Raw genomic sequence first — 26,688 nt, 5'->3', positions numbered from 1 at the left:
CCTTCTTTCCGGCTTGCAGGCGGGCGGCGGCTTCGCACAGTATCCGCGCCATGCCGGACACGTCCCCCCATGGCCCCCATGCCCCCCACGTCGTCGTCATCCCGCTTTCCGACGAGGCCGCCACCGCGGCGCTGGCCCGCCGGCTGGCCGCCATCCTGCGCCCCCGCGACCTCGTGGCCCTGCGTGGCGACCTCGGCGCCGGCAAGACCGCGCTGTCGCGGGCGCTGATCTGCGGCGTCACCCATGAGGATGCCGAGGTGCCGTCGCCCACCTTCACGCTGGTGCAGACCTACGACACTGCCATCGGCCCGGTCTGGCATTTCGACCTCTACCGCCTGTCCGGTCCGGACGAGGTCCATGAACTGGGCTGGGACGATGCGCGGGCCGAAGCCGTCGCGCTGGTGGAGTGGCCGGACCGGCTGGGGCCGCTGCTGCCGCCCGACCGGGTCGAGGTGATGCTGGAGCATGCCGGCCCCGATATCGGCCCGGATGCCCGACGCGCCACGCTGACCGGCCATGGCGCGCTTGCCGCGCGGATCGCCGCCGCCGACTGGACGCCGTGATGCCTGTGGCCCTGTCAAAGCGGGAGGCGGAAATCGCCGCCTTCCTTGCCGCCCACGGCCTGTCCGCCGCGATGCGGGAGCCGCTGGCCGGCGATGCGTCGGCCCGCCGCTACGAGCGCATCCACAAGCCGGACGGCGGCACGCTGATCCTGGTCGACACGCCGGTTCCCGCCGAGGATCTCGTCCCCTTCATCGCCATCGGCAGCGAGTTGGCCGCCATCGGTCTGTCGGTTCCCACCATCCTCGCATCGGATGTGGAACGAGGATTGGCAATCCAGGATGATTTCGGAAGCGAAACCTTTACCCGCCTGCTGGCGGACGGTGCCGACCCGTGGCCGCTCTACGAACTGGCGACCGATGCGCTGATCGCGATCCATCGCGACTGGCCCGTCGACGTCGCGGAACGGCTCGCCCTGCCGGTCTATGACCCCGCCCTGTTCCTGGCGCAGACCGGGCTGTTCATCGATGCGTATGTCCCGGTTGCGCTCGGCCGCCCCGCAAGCGACAAGGAACGTTCCGAATTCGAAACAGCTTGGCGCGCGGTTCTGGAGCCGGCCTGCGCCGGGACGCCGTCGCTGCTGCTGCGCGACTACCATGTCGACAATGTGATGCGGCTGCCTCGGCCTGGGGTGAGTGCTGCCGGGTTGATCGATTTCCAAAGCGCCGGTTGGGGGCCGCAGGCCTACGACCTCGTCTCCCTGCTCGAGGATGCGCGGCGCGACGTGGCGCCCGATCTGGCGGAGGCGATGGTCGCACGCTATCTCGACGCCTTTCCTGCCACCGATGCCGCCGCCTTCCGCCGCGCCATGGCTGTGCTGGGCGCGGCGCGCCATACCCGGATCGTCGCCATCTTCGTCCGTCTGGCGGTAAGCCAGGGCCGCCGCTCCTATCTTGTCCATCTGCCACGGGTGTGGCGCCTGCTGGAAACGCAGCTGGCGAAGCCGGAGCTTGGCCCGGTCGCCGCCTGGTTCGACCGCCACCTGCCATCCGATTCCCGTGCCGCCCTGGCCGTTCCGGAGACGCCGTGAACATGACCTTGACCGTTCCCGATACCGCGATGGTGCTTGCCGCCGGCAAGGGCCTGCGCATGCGGCCGCTGACCGACCACCGGCCGAAACCGCTGATCCCGGTGCTCGGCCGGCCGATGCTGGACCATGCGCTCGACCGGCTGGCCGCGGCCGGCGTGGCCAAGGCGGTGGTCAACAGCCACTATCTCGGCGCTATGATCGGCGATCACCTGAAAAGCCGGGCGGCGGAGAATCCAAGCTGGCCGGCCATCGCCCTCTCGCCGGAAGAGACGCTGCTGGAGACCGGCGGCGGGGTGAAGAAGGCGCTGCCCCTGCTGGGCGCCGCGCCGGTCTATACCGTCAACGCGGACATCTTCTGGCTCGACGGACCGATCCCGGCATTGCGCCGCCTCGCCGCCTATTGGAACCCGGCGGAGATGGACGCGCTGCTGCTGATGATGGCGACGACCAAGTCGGTCGGCTATGACGGGCCCGGCGACTATCACATGGACCCGCTGGGCCGGCTGACCCGCCGCGGCGAACTCGAACTGGCCCCCTTCGTCTATGCCGGCGTCCAGATCGTGAAGCCGGAGCTGTTCGCAGCGGACACCCCCGACGGCGCCTTCTCCACCAACCGCATCTGGGACCGGGCGCAGCAGGCAGGCAGGCTCTTCGGCCTCGCCCATGACGGGCTGTGGTTCCATGTCGGCACCCCCGGTGGGCTGCGGGAGGCCGAGGATCTGCTGGCCATCGGCGGCGTGCGCGCGGTTGCCCATTGAGGGCGGCGTTCAGGTATCATCCAGTCCATCGGGTGCGTTGCCGATGATTGCCCCCTCCCCGACCCTCCCCCGCTGTGCGGGAGAGGGTGCCTTCTGCGAAGTGGCGGCAGTTCCCTCCACCGCCAAAAGCGGGGGAGGGTTAAGGAGGGGGCAATCGGCGCCCGCACCAACAAGCACCAATCCGGACAGTCCATGACCCACCCCAAAGTCTACAGCATCCCCTCCGGTGCGCCCTTCGTCGACATGCTGGCGGCGGGGATCATGGAGCGGGTCGGCGGCGACCCGATGGCGCTGGCCGGGGTGACGGTGCTGCTGCCGACCCGGCGCGCCTGCCGGTCGCTGCAACAGGCCTTCCTGCGCCGCTCCGGCGGACAGCCGACGCTGCTGCCGCGGATGGCACCGCTGGGCGAGTTGGACGCCGGCGACCTAAGCCTGACCGAGGAGGAACTGCCGGACCTCCCGCTCGACCTGCCCGAAGCAATCTCCCCGCTAAGCCGGCAGATGACGCTGGCGCGGCTGGTCTTGGCCAGCACGTTATCGGCAACGACAGCTCAGGCGGTACGCCTTGGAGCCGACTTGGGTCGGTTGATCGATGCCGTGTGGACGGAACGTGTTGGTTTCGAGCGGCTCCACACCCTTGTTCCCGATGATTACGCGGAGCACTGGAAGAAAACCCTGGAGTTTCTCAACATTGTCACCGAGGTCTGGCCCGCCATACTCGAGTCGAGCGGCGAGACCGACCCGGCCCAACGCCGAAACCTGGCGCTGGAGACGCAGGCCGCACTCTGGCAGGCCGCCCCGCCGCCGGGGATGGTGATCGCCGCCGGCTCCACCGGTTCCATCGTCGCGGCGTCGGACCTGCTGTCGGTCATCGCCCGGCTGCCGCAGGGGGCGATGGTGCTGCCCGGCCTCGACCAGGACGCCGACGACACCATCTGGCAGGCGATCGAACAGGACGAATCCCACCCGCAGCACGGCCTGTCGCAGTTGATCCGGCATCTCGGCGTCGAGCGGGACGAGGTGCGGGCCTGGACCGACGTGGCGGAGCCGCGCGGCGCCCGTGCCCGCCTGATCGCCGAAGCGATGCGGCCCGCGGCGACGACCGAGGGCTGGCGCGAGCTGTCGGGGCTGGACGCGTCGGCGCTGACCGGCCTGACCCGCATCGACGCCGCCACGTCGGAGGAAGAGGCGCAGGTCATCGCCCTGCTGATGCGCCATGCGCTGGAAACCCCGACCCGCACCGCGGCCCTGATCACCCCCGACCGCAACCTCGGCCGCCGGGTCGCCATGGCGCTGGCACGCTGGGGGATCCTGGTCAACGACTCGGGCGGCCAGCCGCTCGCCCACACCGCGGTCGGCACCTATCTCCGGCTGACGGCGGAGCTGGCGGCGAGCCGCGTCCATCCGCTGGCCCTGCTGGCTCTCGCCAAGCATCCGATGGCCGCTGGAGGCCGCGACTCGGGGGATTTCCGCGCCGCCGTCCGCGCGCTGGAACGGGTGGTGCTGCGCGGCCCCCGCCCGGCGGAGGGCTTCGATGGCGTGCTGGCCGCGCTGGAGCAGGCCGACCGCTTCGACCATGAGGACCAGCAGGGCTTCCTGCGGGAGTGGCTGATCGACATCGGCCGGCGCGCCGCCCCCTTCCTGGAGGCGTTGAATGGCGAGACTCCGCTGGCCGACCTGCTGCGCGCCCATGTCGCCTTCTGCGAGGCGCTGGCCGCCGACCATGAGCAGGAGGGCAAGGACCGCCTCTGGCGCCAGGACGACGGCGAGGAGGCGGCGCGCTTCCTGGCGGATCTGCTGGAGGCGGCCGAGGGCTTCCCGGCGATCCCGGCCAAGGATTACCCGGCGCTGCTGGACGCGCTGATGAGCGCACGGGCGGTGCGTCCCCGCTATGGCCTGCACCCGCGCCTGTTCATCCTGGGGCCGATGGAAGCGCGGCTCCAGCATCTCGACCTGACCATCCTGGGCGGGCTGAACGAGGGGACATGGCCGCCGGCAGCATCCGCCGATCCCTGGATGTCGCGGCCGATGCGGCGCGATTTCGGCCTGCCCAGCCCGGAACGGCTGGTCGGCATGTCGGCCCACGACTTCGCCCATGCCTGCGGCGCACCGGAGGTGGTGCTGACCCGCGCCGCACGGGTGGAGGGCACGCCGACCGTGCCGTCGCGCTGGCTGCTGCGGCTGGAAACCGTGCTGAAGGCGCTGGACATGGACGGCGTGGTGGAGGAGCGCGGGGCCGGCTGGCTCGCCTGGGCGCGCGGGCTGGACGAGCCGGACCGGGTGCAGCCGGTCGGCGCCCCCGAACCGCGCCCGCCGCTGTCCGCCCGCCCGCGCAAGCTGTCGGTGACGGAGATCGAGACCTGGATGCGCGACCCCTACGCCATCTATGCCCGCCACGCCCTGCGGCTGCGCGCGCTTGACCCGATCGCCGCCGATCCCGGCGCGTCCGACCGCGGCCAGATCATCCACGACACGCTCGACGCCTTCGTCCGCGAGCATCCGGGCCCGCTGCCCCATGATGCGCTGGACCGGCTGATCGCGCTGGGACGGGACCGTTTCGGCCCGCTGCTGCGCAGCCATCCCGACGTCTGGGCCTTCTGGTGGCCGCGCTTCGAGCGGGTCGCCGCCTGGTTCGTCGATCTGGAGCGCGAGCGCCGTCCCCGCCTCCGCCCGCTGGCGACCGAGGTGCCGGGCCGGCTGGAGTTGTCCGGCCCCGGCGGCCCCTTCACCCTGACCGCCAAGGCCGACCGCATCGACCGCGGCCCCGACGGGCTGGTCGTCATCGACTACAAGACCGGCACCCCGCCCGGCACGCGCGAGATCGAGCTCGGCTTCGCCCCGCAGTTGCCACTGGAGGCCGCCATCGCCACCGCCGGCCGTTTCAGCGGCATCGATGCCGCTCCGGTGGCCGAGCTGACCTTCTGGCGCCTGTCCGGCGGCGACCCGGCCGGCGAGGAAAAGCCGGTCAAGGGCGATCCCGCCGCGCTGGCCGAGGAGGCGAAGGCCGGGCTGGAGGCGCTGATCGCCCGCTTCGACGACCCCGACACCCCCTACCGCTCCCGCCCGCGCCCGGCGATGGCGCCGCGCTACACCGACTACGCCCATCTCGCCCGCGTCCAGGAATGGTCGGCCGGCGGTGGGGAGGGAGAAGGCTGAGCATGACCGACACTCTCGGCAATAGCGCGACCGACCTGCTCGCCCGCACCCTGCCGCCCGACCCCAACGTGGCACAGCGGCAGGCGTCCGATCCGACCGCCTCGGTGTGGGTGGGGGCGTCGGCCGGCTCGGGCAAGACCAAGGTGCTGACCGACCGGGTGCTGCGGCTGATGCTGGCCGGGACGCCGCCGGCGCGCATCCTGTGCCTGACCTTCACCAAGGCGGCCGCCGCGGAGATGGCGATCCGCATCAACCGCACGCTGGGCCTGTGGGCGACCCTGCCCGACGACGGGCTGGAGGACAGGCTGGCCGACCTGTGCGGCGAACGGCCGTCGGTCGAGGCGCGGCTGAATGCAAGGCGGCTGTTCGCCCAGGTGGTCGACTGCCCCGGCGGCATGAAGATCCAGACCATCCACGCCTTCTGCCAGTCGCTGCTGCGCCGCTTCCCGCTGGAAGCCGAACTGGCGCCGCATTTCGACGTGATGGACGACCGCACCGCCGACGGGCTGCTGACCGAGGCGCGCGACGCCGTGCTCCACGCCGGCCGGACCGAGCCGGACCGCCCGCTCGGCCGCGCCATGGCTCGGCTGACCGCCGACCTGAACGCCGAGGATTTCGCCGGCCTGCTGGCCGAACTGGCCGGCCAGCGCGGGCAGATCGAGAAGCTGCTCGAGTCCCATGGCGGCCTGGACGGGCTGGTCGACGCCATCCACGACACCCTCAACGTGCCGCCCGGCGTCACCGAGGAGTCGATCCTCGCCCATGCCTGCCACGACGACCGCTGCGACCCGCCGGCCCTGCGCGAGGCCTGCCGGGCGCTGTCCGGCGGCAGCGCCGGCGACCAGGAGCGCGGCATCGCCATCCAGCAGTGGCTGGACGCCGCCGACCGCCGGGTTCGCGCCTTCGAGGCCTACAAGCGCCTGTTCCTGACCGCCGAGGGCAGCCCGCGCAAGACGCTGATCACCAAGAAGCCGGCAACCGCCTGTCCCCAGGCGCTGGCCGCCCTGCAGAAGGAGGCGGAGCGGCTGGTCGAGATAGCGGAGCGGGTGAAGGCCGCCGGGGTCGCCGCCTCCACCACCGCGCTGCTGACGCTGGCGCAGGCGATGCTGGAGGCCTACCGCGAGCGCAAGGCGGCGCGCGCGCTGCTGGATTACGACGACCTGATCCTGGCGGCCAACCGGCTGCTGGGCGGCAAGGACGGCACGGCGGCGCGGGTGCCCTGGGTGCTCTACAAGCTGGACGGCGGCCTGGACCATATCCTGATCGACGAGGCGCAGGACACCAACCCCGACCAGTGGGCCATCGTCGCCGCGCTCGCCGGTGAGTTCTTCGCCGAGCTGGAGGCGGCGGCCCCCGACGGCAAGATCCGCACCGTCTTCGCGGTGGGCGACGAGAAACAGTCGATCTTCAGCTTCCAGCGCGCCGATCCGGCGGAATTCGCTCGCATGCGTTGCCATTTCCAGGACAAGGCTGAAACGGCGGAACGGCTGTGGTCGGGGGTGGATCTCGACATCTCCTTCCGCTCGACATCCGCGGTTCTGGAGACGGTGGACGCCGTGTTCGCCATCGACCGCGCCCGCGACGGCGTGGCGTCCGACGCCAGCCCGGTCATCCGCCACCGCGCCTTCCGCCGCGGACAGGCCGGCCTGGTCGAGCTGTGGCCGCCGGTGAAGCCGGCGGAGGTGGTGGAGACGACGGCCTGGGCGCCTCCGGTGGCCCGCGAAGCCACCGATTCGCCGTCGGCCCGCCTCGCCTCGGTCATCGCGGCGACGGTGCATCGCTGGATCGACAGCGGGGAAAGGCTGGAGGCCAAGGGCCGGCCGGTTCAGCCCGGCGACGTCATGGTGCTGGTCCGCCGCCGCACCGCCTTCGTCACCGAACTGGTCCGCGCGCTGAAGGACCGCGGCGTGCCGGTGGCCGGAGTCGACCGCATGGTGCTGACCGAACAGCTCGCCGTCATGGATCTGGTGGCGCTGGCCGACTTCCTGCTGCTGCCAGACGACGACCTGACATTGGCCACCGTGCTGAAGGGACCGCTGATCGGCTTGACCGAGGAGGAGCTGTTCCGCGTCGCCCATGGCCGGCGCGGCACGCTGTGGCGCGCGTTGGTGGCGCTGGCGGAGACCGAGCCGGATTTCCGCCCGGCCCGGCGCTATCTGGGCGACCTGCTGGCACGCACCGACTTCTCGGCACCCTATGAGCTGTTCGCCGGCCTGCTGAACCGGCCCTGCCCGGCCGACACCCGCTCGGGACGCCGGGCGATCCTGAAGCGGCTCGGCCCCGACGCGCAGGATCCGCTGGAGGAATTCCTGGCCGTCTGCCTCGCCTTCGAGAAGACGGAACCGCCGTCGCTGCAGAATTTCCTCGCCTGGCTGGCGGCCAGCGACGCGGAGATCAAGCGCGAGCTGGAACAGGGCGGCGGCACCGTGCGGATCATGACCGTCCACGGGTCCAAGGGGTTGCAGGCGCCGATCGTCTTCCTGCCCGACACGCTGGGCAGCCCGACCCAGAGCCCGCCGATCCTGTGGCCGGACGAGTCCTGCCCGGTGCCGCTGTTCGCCGCACGGCGCAGCCAGGAGGACGCGCTGAGCGCCGAGGCGCGGGCACGGGCCAACCGGCGGCGCGACCAGGAATACCGCCGGCTGCTCTATGTCGCACTGACGCGGGCCGAGGACCGGCTCTACATCTGCGGCCACCAGGGCAAGCGCGAGCCGTCCGACGACTGCTGGTACCGGCTGGTCGAGGAGGCGATGCGCGGGAACGGCGTGCCGCATCCCTTCGACTTCACCGGCTTGTGCCCCGACGGCTGGGCCGGCGAGGGCTGGCGGCTGGTCGGCGCCCAGACCGCCGCGGTGCCGCGCCATGTCGAGAGCGAGGACAGCATCACCGCGGCCCCGCCACCGCCCTGGATCGCCGAGCCGGCGCCGGTCGAGCCGGAACCGTCGCGCCCCCTCACCCCGTCGCGCCCCGATGGCGAGGAGCCGGCGGCGCGCTCCCCGCTCGGTGCCGACGACGGCCAGCGCTTCCGCCGCGGTCTGCTGGTTCACCGGCTGCTGCAGACCCTGCCCACTCTGGCCGAGGCGGCGCGGGAGGCCGCCTGCCGCCGCTTCCTCGCCCGGCCGGCGCACCAGTTGACCGCCGAACAGCAGGACGCCATCGCGCGCGAGACGCTGGCGGTGCTGAGCCATGCGGAGTTCGCGCATCTGTTCGGCCCGGACTCGCGGGCGGAGGTGCCGCTGGTCGGCGTGGTGGCGCTGGGCGACGGCAGCCGGGCGCTGGCCGGGCGCATCGACCGGCTGGCGCTGGCCGGGGACACGGTGTGGATCGCCGACTACAAGACCAACCGGCCGCCTCCTCGGGATCTGGAAGACGTTCCAATGGTTTACCGCCGTCAGATGGCGGCCTACCGCGAGGCGCTGCGCGCCGTTTACCCCGGCCGCCGGGTGCGTTGCGTGCTGCTGTGGACCGACGGTCCCTTCACCATGGAACTGCCGCCTTCCCTGCTCGACGCGGCGGCGGCCGGGCTGGCGCCGCGGGCGGGATGACGGACGGGCGGCGGGCGGGACGTGACCCGAAAGATGGGGTGACTTGACCGGCCGTGTACCTCCGCCCTACATTTTGCTCAATTCCACTGACGGGGCGATGCCCGCCGGCCCTCCACAACCGGTCCGCGGCGCTTCCTAATCCAGGCAAGAGGTCACATGAGCACCACCATCAAGGTTACCGACGACAGCTTCGAGCAGGACGTCCTGAAGGCCAGCGGCCCGGTCCTGGTCGATTTCTGGGCGGAATGGTGCGGCCCCTGCAAGATGATCGCCCCGGCGCTCGACGAGCTGGCCGGCGAGTATGAGGGTAAGGTCACCGTCGCCAAGCTGAACATCGACGAGAACCCGGACACCCCCGGCAAGTACGGCGTGCGCGGCATCCCGACCCTGATGCTGTTCAAGGACGGCAGCGTCGCCGCCACCAAGATCGGCGCCCTGCCGAAGGGTGCGCTGTTCCAGTGGGTCGACTCGGCGCTGTAAGCCGCCACCCTCACCGGTCCAGGTAAGGAAAAGCCCTGCCACGCTCACCGCGGCGGGGCTTTTTCGTTGGGGTCCAACGCCGGCGCCCCCCCTCACTGCACCTTCTTCGCCTTCTCCTTCACCGCATCCTTACCTGCACCGGCTGCGATCTCCGCGGTGCGGGCGAGGTTGTCGGCGGCGGCACGGCCCCATTCGCTGTCGGGAGCGACGCGGCGGGCCAGCGCCCAGTCGTCGCGCGCGGCTGGCAGGTTGCCGCCCAGCGCCTTGACGTTGCCGCGCAGCAGGATCGCCTCCGGATCGCCGGGCTTCAGCTCCAGCGCCCGGTCGATGTCGGCCAGCGCCTGCCGGTGGTTCGACAATGCCTTGTTGGCCGATGCCCGGTAGAGATAGGCGTCGGCCCGCCGCGGGTCGCGGGCGAGCGCCGCATCGAGATCGGCGATGGCGTCCCAGAACCGTTCGCCTTCGGCACGGGCGAAGGCGCGGTCAATCAGCAGGTCGGTGTCGCCCGGCGTCTTGTTCAGCGCCGCGCTGTACAACCGTTCCGCCCGCCCCTGGTCGCCGGCCCGCAGCCATGCCCAGCCGGCCCGGCCGAGCAGGGAGGCCGCCGCCTTGGGATCGTCCTTGCCGAGCGTCGGCACCAGCGCCTCGATCTGAGTACCGGCCGCCTTGAAATCGCCGGCATGGAACAGCGCCAGCCCCTGGCAGAGTTTCGCGAAATCGCCACCGCCCTGCTCCTGCCAGCGCTTGGCGTCGGCCATGGCGCCGTCGGGATTCGCCTCCGCCTTGGCGACGCAGGCCTGAAGCTCGCGGTTGCGGTCCAGCCCGGACGGCGGGCCGGCGGCGGCCACAGACGGAAGCGCCAGCGCAAAGGCCAGGGCCAGAGGCAGGGCCACGAAAAACCCCAAAGCCGGGGCACCGGAAAGGTAGGGATTGCGTCGGGTCATGGTGCCTTTACACTCCGCCATCGCCGGGCGGCGCGCAAGCTCCGGAACAGGACCCGCACCAACTCCCGGCCTCACCGAGACCACCGCACCAACCGGAACCGCCCGCGATGACCGATCCCCGCCTGTTCGTGTTCGGCCTCGGCTACAGCGCCGGCGTCTTCGCCGATACGCTGCGTGCCGACGGCTGGCGCGTCGCCGCCACCTGCCGCAGCGAGGCCAAGAAGGCGGAGCTGGAGGCCCGGGGAATCGAGGCCTTCCTGTTCGACCGCGGCCGGCCGCTGGCCGACGCGGGGGCGGCGCTCGCCGGCACCACCCACCTGCTGGTCAGCGTGCCGCCGGATGCGAAGGGCGACCCGGTGCTGGACCAGCATGCCGGTGACCTCGCCGATCTGCGCACGCTGGACTGGGCCGGCTATCTGTCCACCACCGGGGTCTATGGCGACACCAAGGGCGAATGGGTCGGCGAGGCGGCATGGCTGAGACCGACCGGCGAGCGCCAGAAGCGCCGGGTGGAGGCCGAACGCGGCTGGCTGAACCTCTACCGCCACTATGGCGTGCCGATGCACCTGTTCCGGCTGGCCGGAATCTATGGTCCCGGCCGCAGCGCCATCGATTCCGTCCGCGACGGCACCGCCAAGCGGGTCGACAAGCCGGGTCAGGTCTTCTGCCGCATCCATGTGGCCGACATCGCCGCGACGCTGCGCGCCTCCATGGCCCGGCCGACGCTGGGCGCGGTCTACAATGTCGCCGACGATCTGCCCGGCCCGTCGCACGAAGTGGTGGAGTATGCCTGCCGCCTGCTGGGGCTGGAGCCGCCTCCGCTGGTCCCCTTCGATCAGGCGGACCTGTCGCCGATGGCCGCCAGCTTCTACGCCGACTCCCGCCGGGTAAAGAACGACCGCATCAAGCGGCAGCTTGGCGTCACCCTGGCCTATCCCGACTTCCGTGCCGGGCTGGAGGCGCAACTGGCGGCGGGGCTATAGGCAAACGGTCCGGCAAATGGTCAACCTAAGCTTACAAAGCAAATAACAGACATATGCCGGTAATCATAAAACCGTAACCAAGATGCGCATGGAAATAGCAAAGGTTATTTAATAATCTCCCGGGATCATGGACGTCCAGGCGAGGACAATCCCGCGAGGTGTTGGGCGCATGAGCAGCACGCCGACGGACACGACCGCCATTCTGTCCACCGGCCCGTCGACCGGCGGTCCGGTCGGGGATGGCCTGAATCAGGCTGCCTTCCGCCGCCAGATGGATGAGGTCGTCTCACGCATCCCCATGCACGCCATCCGCTCGGTCCTCAACGCGGTGGAGGGAGCGGCGAGCCCGAATGCCGAGCGGGCGCGGCACCTGCGCGACGCGCTGGTCGATCATTTCAACCGCCTGCGCCCGATGAAGGCGCGGCGCCTGTTCACCAGCCTGTTCGAGCCCTTCCTGGTCGACGACCCCATCCTCTACCGCTCGCCGGAAGCGGTGCCGGCGCTGATCCAGCGGGTGGACATGGGCGGCATCTGGGCGGCGCTGGCCCGCTACGCCTTCCCCGGCCTGGCGGCGGAGGTGCAGGGCCGGCTGGACGCCATGGCGCGCGAGGCGATGCTGGACGCGGTGTTGACTAGCCCCGATGCCCTGGTGATGCGCGACCTGATGCGGCGGGAAGCGTTGGATTTCCTCTATGCCCTGGCCGGCGACCGCAAGCTGACTGACCGCTTCCTGGCCTTGGCGAACGAGGAGGCGCACCAGGACGCCGGGCTGCGCACCCAGTATCTCGGCCGCAAGGCGCCGATCGACGGCGACCTGTTGGGCTTCGTCCGCGCCCTGCTGGAACACAATGCCGTTCTGGTGCCGCTGACCGAGCGCATGCGCCGCGACATCGAGGAGATCAGGGGGGAGGAGGGGATGCAGGCCGCTTCCGGCCCACGCTCCGCCGAGGTCGATTGCCAGTCTGCGCTGATGGTGGGCTTCGTCCGCCGGGTGCGCGACCTGGGCCTGCCCTTCCGCGACCAGTCGCAGGTCCTGGCCTGGTTCGCCCCGCTCTACGGGCTGAACGTCAAACGCCGCTATGACGTGTTCCTGCGCCATGTGCGCGAGCATGGCGGCCCGGCCGTGCGCGAGTCGCATCCGCTGCTGCGTGCGCTGCTGTGCCATTTCCACGCCGCCTGCATCACCATCCGCGAGGTGGTGGACGGCATGTTCGGCGACATGGAGATCCAGGACGGCGGCGTGCTGTCCGCTCCCGCCCCGACACGCGTCTTGCTGGGCGAGGCGGTCGAGCGGTTCGACCGGGCGCTGACCGCGCTGAGCGGCACCGGCTTCCTCGCCAGCCGCTCGACCGGGCCGGCGCTCCGGGCGGAGTTGAACGCGGTCAGCCGCGACCTGACCGGCACGGTGATGCCGGCCCTGGCGGCCCGGCTCCAGGCGGCGATGAACGCCCGGCATGCCCCGGTGCCCGACCATGAGGACATCGTCTGGCTGTTGGACCTGGTCTGGCGCTGGGGCCGCCATCTCGGCAATGCCGGCTATGCCAATCCGGAGTTGAAGTCCCTGCGCCTCTATGCAGTGGAGACCGGCCGCCTCGCCTTTCTCCAGGCGATGAAGGCGGAACCGGAGGAGAAGCCCGCCCACCGCATGGCCCATCTGCTGCGCATCCGCCGGCTGATGGCGGCGGTGGGCGAGACGGTGGACGACTGGATCAGTCCGGTCAGCCAGGGCCTGCACCGGGTCGTCCACAGCTATCTCGACGCCGAGGCATCGATCGATGCCGACGAATGGGCGGTGATCGATGCCTTCGTCACCGCGGTCCGCGGCGAGCTGGCCCGTTCCCGCAACTGGCAGCGCGCCGACTTCGTCGACATCCTGCGCCTGCACGAGGCGCGGCGAAGGGGGGCCTGAGGGGGCACCGGGCGAGAACTCCTCGGATCCCCCCTGGCCGAAGGCCCTGACCGCAACAATTTGGTTCGACCCACCCGCCGATGTGGTATGATGCGCGCCCGCTCGGGGCTGGGCGGCCGGTTTCCGGCAATCACCCCGGCGAGCTTCGCAATCTCAGCCCGGCCGAGACCACGCCAGCATGAACATCACCATCGAACGCGCCGCCCTTCTCCGTTCCCTGGGTCACGTGCAGAGTGTGGTCGAGCGGCGGAACACCATTCCGATCCTCTCCAACGTCCTGCTGCGTGCCGGCAACGGCGAGCTGTCGCTGGCCGCCACCGACATGGACCTGGAAATCGTCGAGACGGTTCCGGCCTCGGTCGGGCGTCCCGGCGGCACCACTGCGCCGGCCCACACGCTGTTCGATATCGTCCGCAAGCTGCCCGACGGCAGCCAGGTGGAGTTGGACATCGCCGGTGAGGGCACGATCCTGACGCTGCGCTCCGGCCGGTCGCAGTTCAAGCTGTCCTGCCTGCCGGTGGAGGATTTCCCCCAGCTGTCCAGCGGCGAGCTGAAGCATAATTTCTCGGTCGCCGCCGCCGACCTGCGCGCGCTGATCGACCGCACCCGCTTCGCGATCTCCACCGAGGAGACGCGCTATTATCTGAACGGCATCTACCTGCACGCCGCCAAGAGCAAGATGGGCAGCCTGGAGACGCCGGTCCTGCGCGCGGTCGCCACCGACGGCCACCGCCTAGCCCGGGTCGAGATGCCGCTGCCGGACGGTGCCGACGGCATCCCCGGCGTGATCATCCCGCGCAAGACCGTCACCGAAATCCGCAAGCTGGTGGACGAGGCCGCCGACCGCATCGAGCTGTCGATGTCCGACAACAAGATCCGCTTCGGCTTCGACAGCGTCGTCGTCACCTCCAAGCTGATCGACGGCACCTTCCCCGACTATGAGCGGGTGATTCCGGTCGGCAACGACAAGGTGATGGAGGTCGACGCCAAGCTGTTCGCCGCCGCCGTCGACCGCGTCGCCACCATCTCAACCGAGAAGAGCCGGGCGGTGAAACTGTCGCTCGTCCGCGGCGCCCTGACCCTGTCCGCCACCAGCCCCGAATCCGGCAGCGCCACCGAGGAGCTGGAGGTCAATTACGCCGAGACCCCGCTGGAAATCGGCTTCAACTCCCGCTATCTGCTGGACATCACGCAGCAGATCGAGGGCGAGGGTGCCCAGTTCACGCTGGCCGACGCCGCGTCGCCGACCATCATCCGCGACATTGCCGACTCCACGGCGCTCTACGTCCTGATGCCGATGCGTGTCTGATCGGGACGTGTTTGAAGGGGAGCCGGGGATCGTCCCTGCTCCGGGCGGAACGGATTCCTTGCAGCATACAGCAGCTTCAATGACCGGCAGCGCCCCGGGTCCGGTACCGGCGCCGGCTCCCGCGCTGGCGGTGCGGCGGATGACGTTGACCCGCTTCCGCGGCTATGACTCCGCCCGGCTGGAACCCGACCGCCGCCCCATCGCCCTGATCGGCCCGAACGGCGCCGGCAAGACCAACCTTCTCGAAGCCGTCAGCTTCCTCGCCCCCGGCCGCGGCCTGCGCGGCGCCCGTCTGGCCGAAGTGGAGCGGCTGGGCTCGCCCCCCGGTTCCGGCTGGGCGGTGGCGGCGACGCTCGACACCCCGATGGGATCGGTGGAGATCGGCACCGGCCGCGAGCCCCATGGCAAGGAGCGCACGTCCGACCGCGACCGCCGGCTGGTCCGCATCGACGGCCATCCGGCCAAGGGTCAGACCGCGCTGGCCGATCATGTCGCCATGGTCTGGCTGACCCCGCAGATGGACCGCCTGTTCATCGAGGGGGCGAGCGGACGGCGCCGTTTCCTCGACCGGCTGGTCTTCGGATTCGACCCGGCCCATGCCGGCCGGCTGTCGCGCTACGAGCATGCACTGCGCGAGCGCGCCCGGCTGCTGCGCGACGGCCGTTTCGACGAAGGCTGGCTGGGAGCGCTGGAGGATCAGATGGCGACCACCGGCATCGCCGTCGCCGCCGCAAGGCGCGAGGTCGTGCAGCGGTTGCGCGCCGCCTGCGCCCGCTCGGTCGGCCCCTTCCCCGGCGCCGGCCTCGCCGTCGACGGCACGGTAGAGCGCTGGCTCGACGAAGGCCCGGCGCTGGCAGCCGAGGATGCGCTGCGCCAATCGCTGCGGACCGGCCGCCGCGCCGATGCCGACGCCGGCGGCGCCACGGTGGGACCGCACAAGAGCGACCTCGCCGTCAGCCATGTGCCCAAGGACATGCCGGCCGCCTTCTGCTCCACCGGCGAACAGAAAGCGCTGCTGATCGCCATCGTCCTGGCCAACGCCCGCCTGCTGGCGGCCGAACGCGGCGCCGCACCGATCCTGCTGCTGGACGAGGTTGCGGCCCATCTGGACCCCGAGCGGCGCGCGGCGCTGTTCGGCGAAATCCTGGCTTTGGGCGCCCAGGCCTGGATGACCGGCACCGATGACGGCGTTTTCGACCCCCTTGGCGACGATGCCCGGCGCTTCCGTATCGAGGATGCCCGTATCCGCCCCGGCTAGAGACAAAAAGATGGCCTCCAGCCCCGAAAAAATGCGTGCTGCCGCACGCTAAACCGCCGTATCCGCAACCGAATCTGTTATAGTCGACGCCATGGCACAGGAAGCACTGAAGAACGACCTCCCGCAGTCGGAGCCCCAACAGGCGGACTACGGGGCGGAGTCGATCACCGTTCTGCGCGGGCTCGACGCCGTGCGCAAACGCCCCGGCATGTATATCGGCGACACCGACGACGGGTCCGGTCTGCACCACATGGTGTATGAGGTGGTCGACAACGCCATCGACGAGGCGCTGGCCGGCTATTGCGACAAGGTCGAGGTTCTGCTGAATGCCGACGGATCGGTCACGGTGCGCGACAACGGCCGCGGCATCCCGACCGACATCCATTCCGAAGAAGGCGTCTCGGCGGCCGAGGTCGTGATGACCCAGCTGCATGCCGGCGGCAAGTTCAACCAGAACAGCTACAAGGTCTCCGGCGGCCTGCATGGCGTCGGCGTGTCGGTGGTGAACGCCCTGTCCGAAACGCTGGATCTGCGCATCTGGCGTGCCGGCCGCACCTGGACCATGCGTTTCCGCCACGGCGTCGCCGAGGCGCCGCTGGCCGATGTCGGCCCGGCCCCGATGGTGCCGGAAAAGGGCAAGGAGCTGTCGGGCACCGAAGTCACCTTCATGCCCTCGACGGAGACCTTCACCAACATCGAGTTCGACTACGCCACGCTGGAACACCGGCTGCGCGAGCTGGCCTTCCTCAACTCCGGCGTCCGCCTGGTGCTGACCGATGCGCGCGGGGTGGAGCCGAAGGTGCAGGACCTGCATTACGAAGGCGGCCTGGAAGCCTTCGTATCGTGGCTCGACCGTTCCAAGGTGCCGCTGCACAAGCCGTCGATCACCCTGAAGAACGAGCGTCCGACCGAACATGGCGGCGTGGTGACGGTGGAATGCGCGCTACAGTGGAACGACAGCTACCACGAGACGACGCTCTGCTTCACCAACAACATCCCGCAGAAGGACGGCGGCACCCACCTCGCCGGCTTCCGCGCCGCGCTGACCCGCGCGATCAACAACTATGCCACCGAATCCGGCATCGCCAAGAAGGAGAAGGTCAACCTGTCGGGCGACGATGCCCGTGAAGGACTGACCTGCGTCCTGTCGGTAAAGGTTCCGGATCCGAAATTCTCCAGCCAGACCAAGGACAAGCTTGTATCGAGCGAAGTCCGCCCCGTCGTCGAGGCGGTGGTGGGCGAGGCGCTGGCCCAGTATTTCGAGGAGCATCCGGCAGACGCGCGGCGCGTCGTCCAAAAGGTGGTCGAGGCCGCCGCTGCCCGCGAGGCCGCCCGAAAGGCGCGCGAGCTGACCCGACGCAAGGGCGCGCTCGACATGGCGTCGCTGCCCGGTAAGCTGGCCGACTGCCAGGAACGCGATCCGGCGGCGTCGGAGCTCTTCATCGTCGAGGGCGACTCGGCCGGCGGCTCGGCCAAGCAGGGCCGCTCGCGCCAATTCCAGGCCATCCTGCCGCTCCGCGGCAAGATCCTGAACGTAGAGCGTGCGCGTTTCGACAAGATGCTCGGCTCGGCGGAGATCGGCACGCTGATCGCGGCGCTGGGCACCGGCATCGGCCGCGACGAGTTCAATGCCGACAAGACGCGCTACCACAAGATCATCATCATGACCGACGCGGACGTGGACGGCAGCCACATCCGCACCCTGCTGCTGACCTTCTTCTTCCGGCAGATGCCCGACCTGATCGAGCGCGGCTATCTCTACATCGCCCAGCCGCCGCTTTACCGCATCAAGCGCGGCAACGCCAGGGAACGGTATCTGAAGGACGACAAGGCGCTGGAGGAGTATCTGGTGGAGGCCGCGCTCGGCGATCTGTCGGTCCAGTTGTCCGACGGTACGCTGCTGATCGGTGACCAGCTGTCCGGTCTGGTCGAGCAGGCCCGAACCGCACGGCCGGCGATCGACACGCTGTCGCGCAAGGTCGGCCACGCCCTGGTGGTGGAACAGGCGGCGGTCGCCGGCGCACTTGCCGCCACGCTTGCCGACGACAAGGCCGCCGCGCAGAGCGCCGCGCAGGCGGTCGCCGAACGGATGAACCTGATGGATGCCGACGGTGGTTGGCGCGGCGAGGCCCTGCCGCAGGGCGGTTATGCCGTCATCCGCGCCCGGCGTGGCGTCACCCACCGTCACCTGTTCGACGTCGACCTGCTGAAGAGTGGCGAGGCCCGCCGGCTGGACGGGCTGGCCGCCGACCTGAAGCGGGTGTTCGGTACCGCAGGCAAGGCCTTCGAGAAGCAGAAGGAAACCCGCGCATTGACCGGTCCAGTCGTGTTGTTCGACACGGTGATGGAACTGGGGCGCCGCGGCGTCACCATCCAGCGCTACAAGGGTCTGGGCGAGATGAACCCCGACCAGCTGTGGGAGACCACGCTGGACCCGACCAAGCGTTCGCTGCTGCAAGTCCGGGTCAACCACGCCGATCAGGCGGAGGAGGTGTTCTCCACCCTGATGGGCGACATCGTCGAACCGCGGCGCGAGTTCATCCAGGACAACGCGCTGAAGGTGTCGAACCTGGACGTTTGATCCATCTGGTCAGTTAAGCAAAAGATGAGAAACCGAATCCTATGTTTGAGACACTTTTAACCGTTGTCTCACGGGAGACGGCAGGGTCCCTCTCCGGACCCTGAGAGCAAGCAAAGAGGGCGGGGCCAAGATGGCTCCGCCCTCTTTGCTTGCGCTGCCGGTTCATCACCACCCCATGCGAAAAGCGGCGTATCCGGATGTTCAGCGGCCGGGGGCAGGAAGCTGAGGTCGCAGGCCCAGGCCCGCTCACCGCCGCGGTCCGCGATGATCTGCCGACCGAGGCACCGGCGCGTTGGCTGCAAATGCGGGAATGGTGCGCAAGGACGAGATTACGGCAGCGATGCGCGGCCACCGCTCAAGGGAAATTCCCGCCCGCTCTGCGTTGATGGCTTGCGGAAAAAGTACGATATCGGCGACCGACGGAGCGTTCCCAACGGCGAACAGTCTCTCCGGCTGCCGGGACAACAGAGCTTCGATCGCAGTCAATCCTTCCTGTATCCAGTGACGGTTCCATTCCATAGCGGTCATGGAATCGGCGCCCGGAATGGTGCCCAGCCGCTTCGCCACGCGGGGCGGCAAAAGGGGGTGGATGTCCGATGCGATGGAAAGGGCTACTGACCGGGCGAGCGCGCGCTCGGCCGGATCGGCCGGCAAAAGCGCCGGTTCGGGAAACCACTCGTCGAGATACTCGACGATTGCCAGCGATTGCGTGATCAACACGCCGTCATCGGTCAGAAGCGCCGGCACGAGGCCCTGCGGATTGACCGCAAGGTAATCGGCGCTCCGGCTGCGCGGTTCCGCACCGAGAATGGAAGTCGGTACGCTTTCGACCTCCACTGCCTTCAGGGCCAGCGCGATCCGCACACGGGCGACGGCGGAGGAGATCCGGTCTTCGAACAGCTTCATGTCTTCGTCCTCACTGACGGGGGGTGCTCACCCCTGCCGATGCGTCGGCAAGCCGGTGCGGAACGGGTGCGGCAGACGAAGGAAGGGGCTGCGGCAGCGAGAGCGGAACCAGGATGGAGGGGGCCTCGCGGGAATCGTCGTCCCAGGCGCAAGGGACGGCAGCGAGCCCGATGGCTGCCACCACCGCAAGAAGGACACGCATCGTGCTGTCTCCTACAGTGGATGTATGATAATCATTATGATCGTAATCACATCGACGCCCCGCCAAGACCAGCGGGTACGGCGACGATGATCAGGACAACCGAACTTTCCGGTGACGACATGAGCCGCAAGACCACCGGCACACCCGCCGCCTCCACCTCCGACACGCCATCTGCTGCGCCGGCCGGCAGGTCGCAAACCGCCAGGCTGGCGGATTTCATGTGCTTCACGATCTATTCGGCCAACCTCGCCTATTCGCGGGTCTACAAGCCGGTGCTGGAGCGGCTTGGCGTCACCTATCCCCAGTACCTCACCATCATCACCCTGTGGGAGGAGGATCGACAGACCGTCAAGAGCCTTAGCGAGAAGCTTTTCCTGGAGCCCAGCACCATGACGCCCATGCTGCAACGGCTTGAGGCGATGGGCTATGTCACGCGGATGCGCGACGACGAGGACGAACGGAGCGTCCGTGTCTCTCTGACCGAGGCGGGCCGCCAGCTTCGCGAGAAGGGCTTGGGCTTCGGCGAATTGACGGTGAAGGCTTCCGGACTTCCGCCCGACGAGTTCCGCACCCTCCAGAGAGCGGTCGCCCAATTGCGCGACAACCTCCGGCAGGCCAGCAAATGAAAGAGATTGGATGCGGAGGTTCAAGGCCATTCGGGCTTCTCCTCAGCCGAAGGTGAAGGCATAGGCGTCGACTCCGGGATCGAGAAAGCGGACCTCGAAGGTCCGTTCCCGCACCGCGCCGGCCTGCCGCACCAGCTGATAGAGCTTGGTTTCCGAAACGGTGCCGTAGCCCTCGGCGTCCGTGTCCGTTCCGTGATCCGGTCCTGGTGCCATGCCGTCGACTGTGACCTGGAAGTGGACCGGCTTGCCGTCCTGGGCGGGGCCGAGGATGAGGTGCAGGTCACGCGCCCGGAAGCGGTAGACGATCGCCCCGCCCGCCCGGTTCAGCCGGGCCTGCTCGGCCCCGACCGTCCAGTTGCCGGAAAGCCCCCAGCGGTTGAGCCGCAGCGTACCGACGGTATAGTCCTGCGATCGGTCGATGCCATCCCGTTCCGGCGACGCGAAGTTCGCAGCCTGCCGGTAGCCGACATAGGTTTCGCCGGAACGAATGTCGTCGAGGTCGGCGGGCGCCTGGACGCCCTGCCCCTCCGGACTGACCAGCCGGCCCTCGCCGACTAGACCCTCGCTGCCTTGGCCCCCAGCGGCCTCTGCCAGCAAGTCCTGGATGACCCGTTCGGTTTGCTCATACCCGCCCTCGCCGAACTGGTGATGACGGATCCGGCCGGTGGCATCGGCGATATAGAAGGCTGGCCAATAGCTGTTGCCGAACGCCCGCCAGATGCGAAAGTCATTGTCGATCGCCACCGGGTAGGGAATGGCAAAATCCCGCAGCGCCTTCTGCACGTTCCCGATCTGCTTTTCGAAGGCGAACTCCGGGGCATGGACACCGACCACCACCAGCCCCTGGTCTCTGTACTTCTCCGCCCATGCCCGCAGGTACGGCAGTGTCCGGATGCAGTTGATGCAGGAGTAGGTCCAGAAATCGATCAGGACGACCTTTCCACGCAGTTCCTCCGTGGTGAGCGGCTTTGAGTTCAGCCAGTCCGTTGCACCGTCCAAGGAAGGGAGAAGGCCCTCGACTGGCAAGCTGCTGCGGTAGACCTGCCGGGCATCGGCAAGCACCAGGCCCGTCCCGGACTTCTCCGGCGCACCCGACGCTCCGGCAGCGGCAGGAGCGAACCGGTCGATCAGCGACTGTTCGACGCCTGACGTGCCGGCATAGGACAGGCGGGCCAGCACCCCCGTGTCGAACCCCAGGGCGATGACGCCGACACTCGCGAGGACAGCGATGCCGAGCCCCTGGCGGAGACGCTCCCCGACGGCGAGCGACCGCTTCATCGCCGCCAGCACCCGGCCGCCGGCAAGAAGGGCGAGCGTCAGGGATGTCGCCGCTCCGGCCGCATAGGCCATCAGCAGCAAGGTGGTTTGCAGGCTGGCGCCGTGTAGCGCAGCACCAGTCAGGACCAGCCCGAGGATCGGCCCGGCGCAGGGTGTCCAGAGCAGACCGGTGGCAACGCCCAGCAGGAGCGACCCGGCTACACCGGCCCGACCGGACAGCCGGTTGCCGGCGGCGACCAGCGGACGGCTGAGCACCGCCGCGGCGCGGGGCGACAGGAGCGTCCACCCGAACACGGCCATCAGCGCGATGGCGGCGGCCCGCCCGGCTCCGTTCGCTTCCACCGCCCAGCCTCCGCCCACGGCGGACAGCGCGGCGACCCCGGCGAAGCTGGCCACCATGCCGAACAGCATCGGCAGGACGCTGCGGAACAGCGGCTGCCCCACCCGTGAAAAGACGAAGGGCACGACCGGCAGGATGCAGGGGCTGACGATGGTCAGGGCGCCCGCCAGGAAGGAGACGAGAAAGAGGATCATGGCTGAACCCTTTCGAAAGGCCGGGCACTGGATCGCGCCCGACCCGGCAAATCATTGAGAGATCATTGGGAAACGGCCTCGGCCGCCTCGACGATCAGGGCAGCGACGGCGTCGGGCTTAGCGGCGTAGACGGCGTGGCTGGCCTCGACCGACCGGACATGGCTGCCGGCCCGGCGGGCCATCTCCAGTTCCAACTCCGGATTGATCGAGCGGTCGGCGGTCGCCACCAGCGCCCAGCTCGGCTTTGATTTCCATGCCGGCTCCCCGGCCGGCGTCGTGAAGGCGTCCTTCGCCGCGAACACCTGGGAGTGGGCGAGGAAGGCCGCGTCGGCCGGCGGAAGGTCGGCGGCGAAGGCGCCGGCAAAGGCCGGCGGGTCGAGATAGAGGTAGCCGTCGGCGGTCGCCTTGACGACACCCGGCTCGGCACCCGGCACCGGCTTGCTCTCGGCCAGTTTGGCGAGGCTTTCGCCCTTGTCGGGCTCGAAGGCGGCGACATAGACCAGGGCCGCGACATTCCTGTCGTTCCCGGCATCGCTGATCACCATCCCGCCATAGCTGTGGCCGACCAGGACGGTCCGGCCCGTCTGAAGGGAGAGGACACGGCGGGTGGCCGCGACATCGTCGCCGAGCGAGGTCAGCGGCTGCTGGACGATCGACACGGAATAGCCCTTGGCGGTCAGGATGTCGGAAACCTTGCGCCAGCCCGAGCCGTCGGCGAAGGCGCCATGCACGATGACCACGGACTTTACCGGGGCGGCGGCAGCCGGCGACCAGGGAGCCGCCAGCGAGAGGGCCAGACCGAACAGGACAGTCGGAAATTTGCACGGGAGCATGGAGTATCCTCTCAGGTGATTTGTATCATAATGATTATTTTGATAACTATATCGGTGGAAAGCGGGCTGTCCAGACGGAACGATGCGAATGCCGGCGTGCGCCAGGGGTATTTTGTAGCGGCATGTATCAGCCGACGGTGCGGATACAGGCCGACACAAACCGCCGGACGCGGGCAGGACGCCACCCGTCGTGTGCCCGTCGAACAGCAGCGGGGTTCGACCGAATGGATCGCATCGACCACGTCCTAATCGTCGATGACGACCGGGACATCAGGGAACTGGTATCCGGCTATCTGAAGAGGAACGGCCTGCGCGTGACCCTCGCCGCCGGCGGCCGGCAGATGCGATCGTTCCTGGAGCGCGACCGGGTGGATCTCATCGTGCTCGACATCATGATGCCGGGAGATGACGGGCTGGTTCTGTGCCGGGAGCTTCGCGCCGGTCCGCATGCCACGATACCGGTCCTGATGCTGACCGCGCGCAACGACGAGATGGACCGGATTCTCGGCCTGGAGATGGGGGCCGACGACTATCTGGCGAAGCCGTTCGCCGCACGCGAGTTGCTGGCCCGCATCAAGGCGATCCTGCGCCGGGCGCGCATGCTGCCGCCCAATCTCCAGATCAGTGAGGCCGGACAGTTTCTGTGCTTCGGCAACTGGCGGCTCGACACTGTCGCCCGCCATCTGCTCGACCAGGACGGCACCGCTGTTGCGCTGAGCGGTGCGGAATACCGGCTGCTGCGTGTCTTCCTCGACCACCCACAGCGAGTTCTGTCGCGCGACCAGCTTCTCAACCTGACGCAGGGACGCGAGGCGGAACTGTTCGAACGGTCCATCGACCTGCTGGTCAGCCGGCTCCGGCAGCGGCTTCGCGATGATGCGCGTGGGCCCAGCCACATAAAGACCGTCCGCAATGAAGGCTATGTGCTGGCAATGCCGGTGGAGATCACGAGGGCACGACCATGAAACACACGGTCATGAGCGGCGCGGTCCGCCGGTTCCGTCGCCTCCTGCATCCGCCGCGCACCTTGCGCTGGCGGCTGTTCCTCATCCTCCTGACCGGACTTGTCCTGGCGCACGGACTGTCCTTCGGGGCGCTGTTCCTGGAGCGCACCAGTGCCGCCAAGGCGATGATGCTCGGCACGCTGGAGCGGGATGTGGCGACCTCGGTCGCACTGCTCGACCGCCTTCCGCCGGAGGAGCGTGGCCGTTGGCTGGCGGTGCTGGAGCGGCGCACCTACCGTTACGAGCTTGGCCCCGGCCTGCCGGGCGTGCCGGATCTGGGCAGTCGCGGCGCGGAGATCGCCCGCGCCATCAACGGCGGTGCCGGCCCCGGCTTCCCGGTGGTGGTCGAGACCATTCAGGGCAACCGCCCGCATCTCCAGGCCCATGTCACGCTCCGCGACGGCTCACCGGTGACGATCGACGTGACGCCGGCGCTCATGCCACTCGCCGCTTGGCTCCCACTCCTGCTGGCCGCCCAACTTCTACTGCTGGCCCTCTGCACTTGGCTTGCCGTGCGTCAGGCGATCCGCCCCTTGACGCGCTTCGCCAATGCGGCCGAGACGCTTGATCCCGGCGGCAAGGCTGCACGGCTGGAGGAGGACGGCCCGAGCGAGGTCGCCCATGCCGCAACTGCCTTCAATGCCATGCGGGACAGGATCGCCCATTACCTGGAGGAGCGCGTGCGGATCCTCGCCGCCATCTCCCACGACCTCCAGACGCCGATCACCCGCATGACGCTGCGGGTCGAAATGGCGGAGGACAGCCCGGAGAAGGAGCGGTTGCTCCGGGATCTGTCGCAGATCGAACGGCTGGTGCGTGAAGGGGTAGCCTATGCGCGCAGCGCCCATGGCGATGTCGAGACACCGGCGCGCATCGACGTCGGCTCCTTCGTCGAAAGCCTTGCCTTCGACTATCAGGACATGGGCAAGCCGGTGACCATCCGCGGGCTCTCCGGCGCGGTCCTGATCACCCGGCCGCACGCACTGCGCCGTATCCTGACCAACCTGATCGACAATGCGCTGAAATTCGCCGGAGAGGCCGAGATAACGGTGACCCGGGACAATGGTGGCCGGATCGGCATCGTTGTCCGCGACACCGGCCCCGGCATTCCGGAGCATCAGCTCACCGCGGTCCTCCAGCCCTTCTACCGACTCGAACAGTCCCGCAACCGCGACTCCGGAGGAACCGGCTTGGGGCTGGCCATCGCTCACCAGCTGGCGCTGGCGATCGGCGGGTCGCTGACGCTGCGGAACCGGCGCACCGGCGGCCTCTGTGCAGAGGTGACGCTCGGCTGACCTTGGGGGTTAGCTGCCTCCGAAGGCAGCGGTGAAGACGGTCCAGCGTTCATCGAACAGCCGCAAGGGGGACGGCGCGTCCGCCGCTGCGTCGTCGGCAAGCCGGAGGCGGTTGTTGACGCCCTCCAACAGGTCGATCAGGATCCCACAGACCGAAATCGGATCGCCCGCCCGCAGTTCGCCCGACCCTTGTGCAGTGGCGACGAACCCGACAAGCGGTTCCAGCGCATCGCGCGACCAGGATGCCAACCGCTCCCGGAGAGCAGCCGAAACCGCGGCCTCGGCGCTGACGGAGAGATAGAAGGCGGCGTAGTCGCGCGACGACCCGATCTCGACATAGCGGAATGCGGCGCGGCGCAGCGCGCCGAGCGCTCCCTCTTCCTCCTCGCCAACGGCGGCGGTCAGCAGGGCTTCGCGGAACCGCCCGACATCGCGCCCGACCACGGCTTCGAGAAGGGCGGCTTTGTTGGGATAACGGCGGTAAAGCGTGTGCTTGGACACACCGAGCTCGGCCGCAATCTCTTCCAAACCGCTATTGACGACCCCCTTGCGGCAGAAGACGGCCCTGGCGCCATCCAGGATACGCGCATCGATGGCCGCGGCCTGCTCCCTGGTCGGTCTCCCCCCTGGCTTGCGTCCACCTATGTCCACGCTCACGTCCCCTCAATTCTCCATCCGACGCCAAAACAGCACAGGAGCGTTGCGTTTTCCACCGTCGCCTGATATCAGCACGTATGCGTGCTGATATCCTGAACCCAACAAGGGGCGACGCATGGCATCCATTTCCCTCTCCCGGATCAGTTGGGCGGCGCCCGATGGCCACAGCGTCCTGACCAGTGTCGACCTGAATTTCGGGCAAGAGCGCACCGGCCTCGTCGGACGAAACGGAGTTGGCAAATCGACCGTGCTGAAACTCATCGCGGGAGACCTTCAGCCACTCGCCGGCAGCGTCCGGGTCAACGGCACGCTCGGTCTCCTGAAGCAGACGGTCCGACCCGGCGAGCGGGAAACGGTGGCGGACCTGTTCGGCGTGGCCGGGGCGCTCGCCCTCCTGCGCCGTGCCGAGGCCGGGGCAGCTGGGGCGGAGGAACTGGCGGACGCCGATTGGACACTGGCGGACCGCATCACCGCCGCCCTTGCGCGCGTCGGGCTCCATATTGGTCCCGATACCCGGCTGGCGGAGCTTTCGGGCGGCCAGCGGACTCGCGCCAGCCTTGCCGCAGCGGTCTTCGCCGCACCGGATTTCCTGCTGCTCGACGAGCCGACCAACAACCTCGACCGCTCCGGCCGGGAGTTGGTGATTGCCCTCCTCGCCGGCTGGCGGTCCGGAGCGATCGTGGTCAGCCATGACCGCGAACTCCTCGACCGGATGGATGCCATCGTCGAGCTGACCTCGCTGGGTGCCGCTCGCCATGGCGGCAACTGGACGTGCTATCACGAGCGCAAAGCGACGGAACTGGACGCCGCACAGCAGGGTTTGGCCCACGCGGAAAAGC

The 26,688-nt window shown here is 69.1% G+C and carries 21 protein-coding genes and 1 pseudogene (1 of these 22 cut by a window edge); 15 read left to right on the top strand and 7 right to left on the bottom strand.

Annotated features, from left to right (window positions below):
- Positions 1 to 50 precede the first annotated feature (50 nt).
- The 6 genes from tsaE to trxA all read left to right on the top strand — a co-directional run bounded on the left by tsaE (position 51) and on the right by trxA (position 9,530).
- A complete protein-coding gene (tsaE, locus tag AL072_RS05185; protein ID WP_082108849.1) occupies positions 51 to 563 on the top strand; it encodes a tRNA (adenosine(37)-N6)-threonylcarbamoyltransferase complex ATPase subunit type 1 TsaE in 513 nt (170 codons plus the stop codon).
- Complete coding sequence (locus tag AL072_RS05180) at positions 563 to 1,591, top strand: aminoglycoside phosphotransferase family protein (RefSeq protein WP_045581235.1); 1,029 nt, start codon at positions 563 to 565, stop codon at positions 1,589 to 1,591. Before tsaE ends, AL072_RS05180 begins: the two co-directional genes overlap by 1 nt.
- A 2-nt stretch (positions 1,592 to 1,593) precedes the next feature.
- Entirely contained in the window at positions 1,594 to 2,349 is a 756-nt protein-coding gene (locus AL072_RS05175) for a nucleotidyltransferase family protein (RefSeq protein ID WP_045581236.1), read from the top strand.
- A 192-nt stretch (positions 2,350 to 2,541) separates the two neighbouring features.
- Positions 2,542 to 5,505 (top strand): double-strand break repair protein AddB, encoded by a 2,964-nt coding sequence (gene addB / locus AL072_RS05170; protein WP_045581237.1) that lies wholly within the window; start codon positions 2,542 to 2,544, stop codon positions 5,503 to 5,505.
- Positions 5,506 to 5,507: 2 nt separating this feature from the next.
- On the top strand, positions 5,508 to 9,050 hold the full coding sequence (gene addA / locus AL072_RS05165; RefSeq protein WP_045581238.1) for a double-strand break repair helicase AddA: 3,543 nt from the start codon (positions 5,508 to 5,510) through the stop codon (positions 9,048 to 9,050).
- A gap of 156 nt (positions 9,051 to 9,206) precedes the next feature.
- On the top strand, positions 9,207 to 9,530 hold the full coding sequence (gene trxA, locus AL072_RS05160; RefSeq protein ID WP_045581239.1) for a thioredoxin TrxA: 324 nt from the start codon (positions 9,207 to 9,209) through the stop codon (positions 9,528 to 9,530).
- 92 nt (positions 9,531 to 9,622) lie between these two features.
- Here the strand turns inward: trxA and AL072_RS05155 are convergent, their stop codons facing one another.
- Positions 9,623 to 10,423 (bottom strand): tetratricopeptide repeat protein, encoded by an 801-nt coding sequence (locus tag AL072_RS05155; protein WP_245636769.1) that lies wholly within the window; start codon positions 10,421 to 10,423, stop codon positions 9,623 to 9,625.
- Between the two features lie 158 nt (positions 10,424 to 10,581).
- On the opposite strand from AL072_RS05155, the gene AL072_RS05150 reads away from it, so the two are divergent.
- From AL072_RS05150 to gyrB, 5 genes are all read left to right on the top strand, one after another.
- Complete coding sequence (locus AL072_RS05150) at positions 10,582 to 11,457, top strand: SDR family oxidoreductase (RefSeq protein ID WP_045581241.1); 876 nt, start codon at positions 10,582 to 10,584, stop codon at positions 11,455 to 11,457.
- A 169-nt stretch (positions 11,458 to 11,626) separates the two neighbouring features.
- A complete protein-coding gene (locus AL072_RS05145; protein WP_045581242.1) occupies positions 11,627 to 13,366 on the top strand; it encodes a hypothetical protein in 1,740 nt (579 codons plus the stop codon).
- A gap of 178 nt (positions 13,367 to 13,544) precedes the next feature.
- Positions 13,545 to 14,675 (top strand): DNA polymerase III subunit beta, encoded by a 1,131-nt coding sequence (dnaN, locus tag AL072_RS05140; RefSeq protein ID WP_045581243.1) that lies wholly within the window; start codon positions 13,545 to 13,547, stop codon positions 14,673 to 14,675.
- 139 nt (positions 14,676 to 14,814) lie between these two features.
- Entirely contained in the window at positions 14,815 to 15,933 is a 1,119-nt protein-coding gene (recF, locus tag AL072_RS05135) for a DNA replication/repair protein RecF (protein WP_245636768.1), read from the top strand.
- Between the two features lie 91 nt (positions 15,934 to 16,024).
- Positions 16,025 to 18,514 (top strand): DNA topoisomerase (ATP-hydrolyzing) subunit B, encoded by a 2,490-nt coding sequence (gene gyrB, locus AL072_RS05130; protein ID WP_045581245.1) that lies wholly within the window; start codon positions 16,025 to 16,027, stop codon positions 18,512 to 18,514.
- Between the two features lie 246 nt (positions 18,515 to 18,760).
- On the opposite strand, the gene maiA is transcribed toward gyrB, so the two are convergent.
- Together maiA and AL072_RS34155 are read right to left on the bottom strand one after the other, a co-directional pair.
- Entirely contained in the window at positions 18,761 to 19,420 is a 660-nt protein-coding gene (maiA, locus tag AL072_RS05125) for a maleylacetoacetate isomerase (RefSeq protein WP_045581246.1), read from the bottom strand.
- A 10-nt stretch (positions 19,421 to 19,430) separates the two neighbouring features.
- Positions 19,431 to 19,622, bottom strand: coding sequence for a hypothetical protein (locus AL072_RS34155; protein ID WP_144428149.1), 192 nt, complete (start codon positions 19,620 to 19,622; stop codon positions 19,431 to 19,433).
- Between the two features lie 119 nt (positions 19,623 to 19,741).
- On the opposite strand from AL072_RS34155, the gene AL072_RS05120 reads away from it, so the two are divergent.
- Complete coding sequence (locus AL072_RS05120) at positions 19,742 to 20,248, top strand: MarR family winged helix-turn-helix transcriptional regulator (protein ID WP_045581247.1); 507 nt, start codon at positions 19,742 to 19,744, stop codon at positions 20,246 to 20,248.
- Between the two features lie 42 nt (positions 20,249 to 20,290).
- Here the strand turns inward: AL072_RS05120 and AL072_RS05115 are convergent, their stop codons facing one another.
- On the bottom strand, positions 20,291 to 22,060 hold the full coding sequence (locus AL072_RS05115) for a cytochrome c biogenesis protein DipZ (RefSeq protein ID WP_045581248.1): 1,770 nt from the start codon (positions 22,058 to 22,060) through the stop codon (positions 20,291 to 20,293).
- Positions 22,061 to 22,122: 62 nt separating this feature from the next.
- On the bottom strand, positions 22,123 to 22,893 hold the full coding sequence (locus tag AL072_RS05110) for an alpha/beta fold hydrolase (RefSeq protein ID WP_052709937.1): 771 nt from the start codon (positions 22,891 to 22,893) through the stop codon (positions 22,123 to 22,125).
- A 224-nt stretch (positions 22,894 to 23,117) separates the two neighbouring features.
- On the opposite strand from AL072_RS05110, the gene AL072_RS05105 reads away from it, so the two are divergent.
- A complete protein-coding gene (locus AL072_RS05105; protein WP_045581249.1) occupies positions 23,118 to 23,858 on the top strand; it encodes a response regulator in 741 nt (246 codons plus the stop codon).
- The gene (locus AL072_RS05100) at positions 23,855 to 25,192 is read left to right on the top strand and encodes a sensor histidine kinase (RefSeq protein ID WP_245636767.1); all 1,338 of its coding nucleotides are present in this window, start codon (positions 23,855 to 23,857) and stop codon (positions 25,190 to 25,192) included. Before AL072_RS05105 ends, AL072_RS05100 begins: the two co-directional genes overlap by 4 nt.
- A 9-nt stretch (positions 25,193 to 25,201) precedes the next feature.
- Here AL072_RS05100 and AL072_RS05095 read toward each other — a convergent pair whose 3' ends face one another.
- Both AL072_RS05095 and AL072_RS36220 read right to left on the bottom strand, forming a co-directional pair.
- Positions 25,202 to 25,693 carry a TetR/AcrR family transcriptional regulator gene (locus AL072_RS05095; protein WP_245636766.1) on the bottom strand — a complete coding sequence of 164 codons (492 nt, stop codon included), beginning with the start codon at positions 25,691 to 25,693 and terminating at the stop codon, positions 25,202 to 25,204.
- Positions 25,694 to 25,843: pseudogene (locus AL072_RS36220) on the bottom strand (hypothetical protein); the annotation flags it as partial. It abuts the gene before it with no gap.
- 121 nt (positions 25,844 to 25,964) lie between these two features.
- On the opposite strand from AL072_RS36220, the gene AL072_RS05090 reads away from it, so the two are divergent.
- On the top strand, positions 25,965 to 26,688 hold the start of the coding sequence (locus AL072_RS05090; RefSeq protein WP_045581250.1) for an ABC-F family ATP-binding cassette domain-containing protein. The gene runs 875 nt beyond the window's last position; 724 of the gene's 1,599 nt are visible here — the first part of the coding sequence; it begins with the start codon at positions 25,965 to 25,967; the stop codon falls past the right edge of the window.

The organism is Azospirillum thiophilum (assembly GCF_001305595.1).
GTDB lineage: Bacteria > Pseudomonadota > Alphaproteobacteria > Azospirillales > Azospirillaceae > Azospirillum > Azospirillum thiophilum.
The sequence above is the reverse complement of the archived record's forward strand: the minus strand, read 5'-3'. Positions and strand labels throughout refer to the sequence as shown.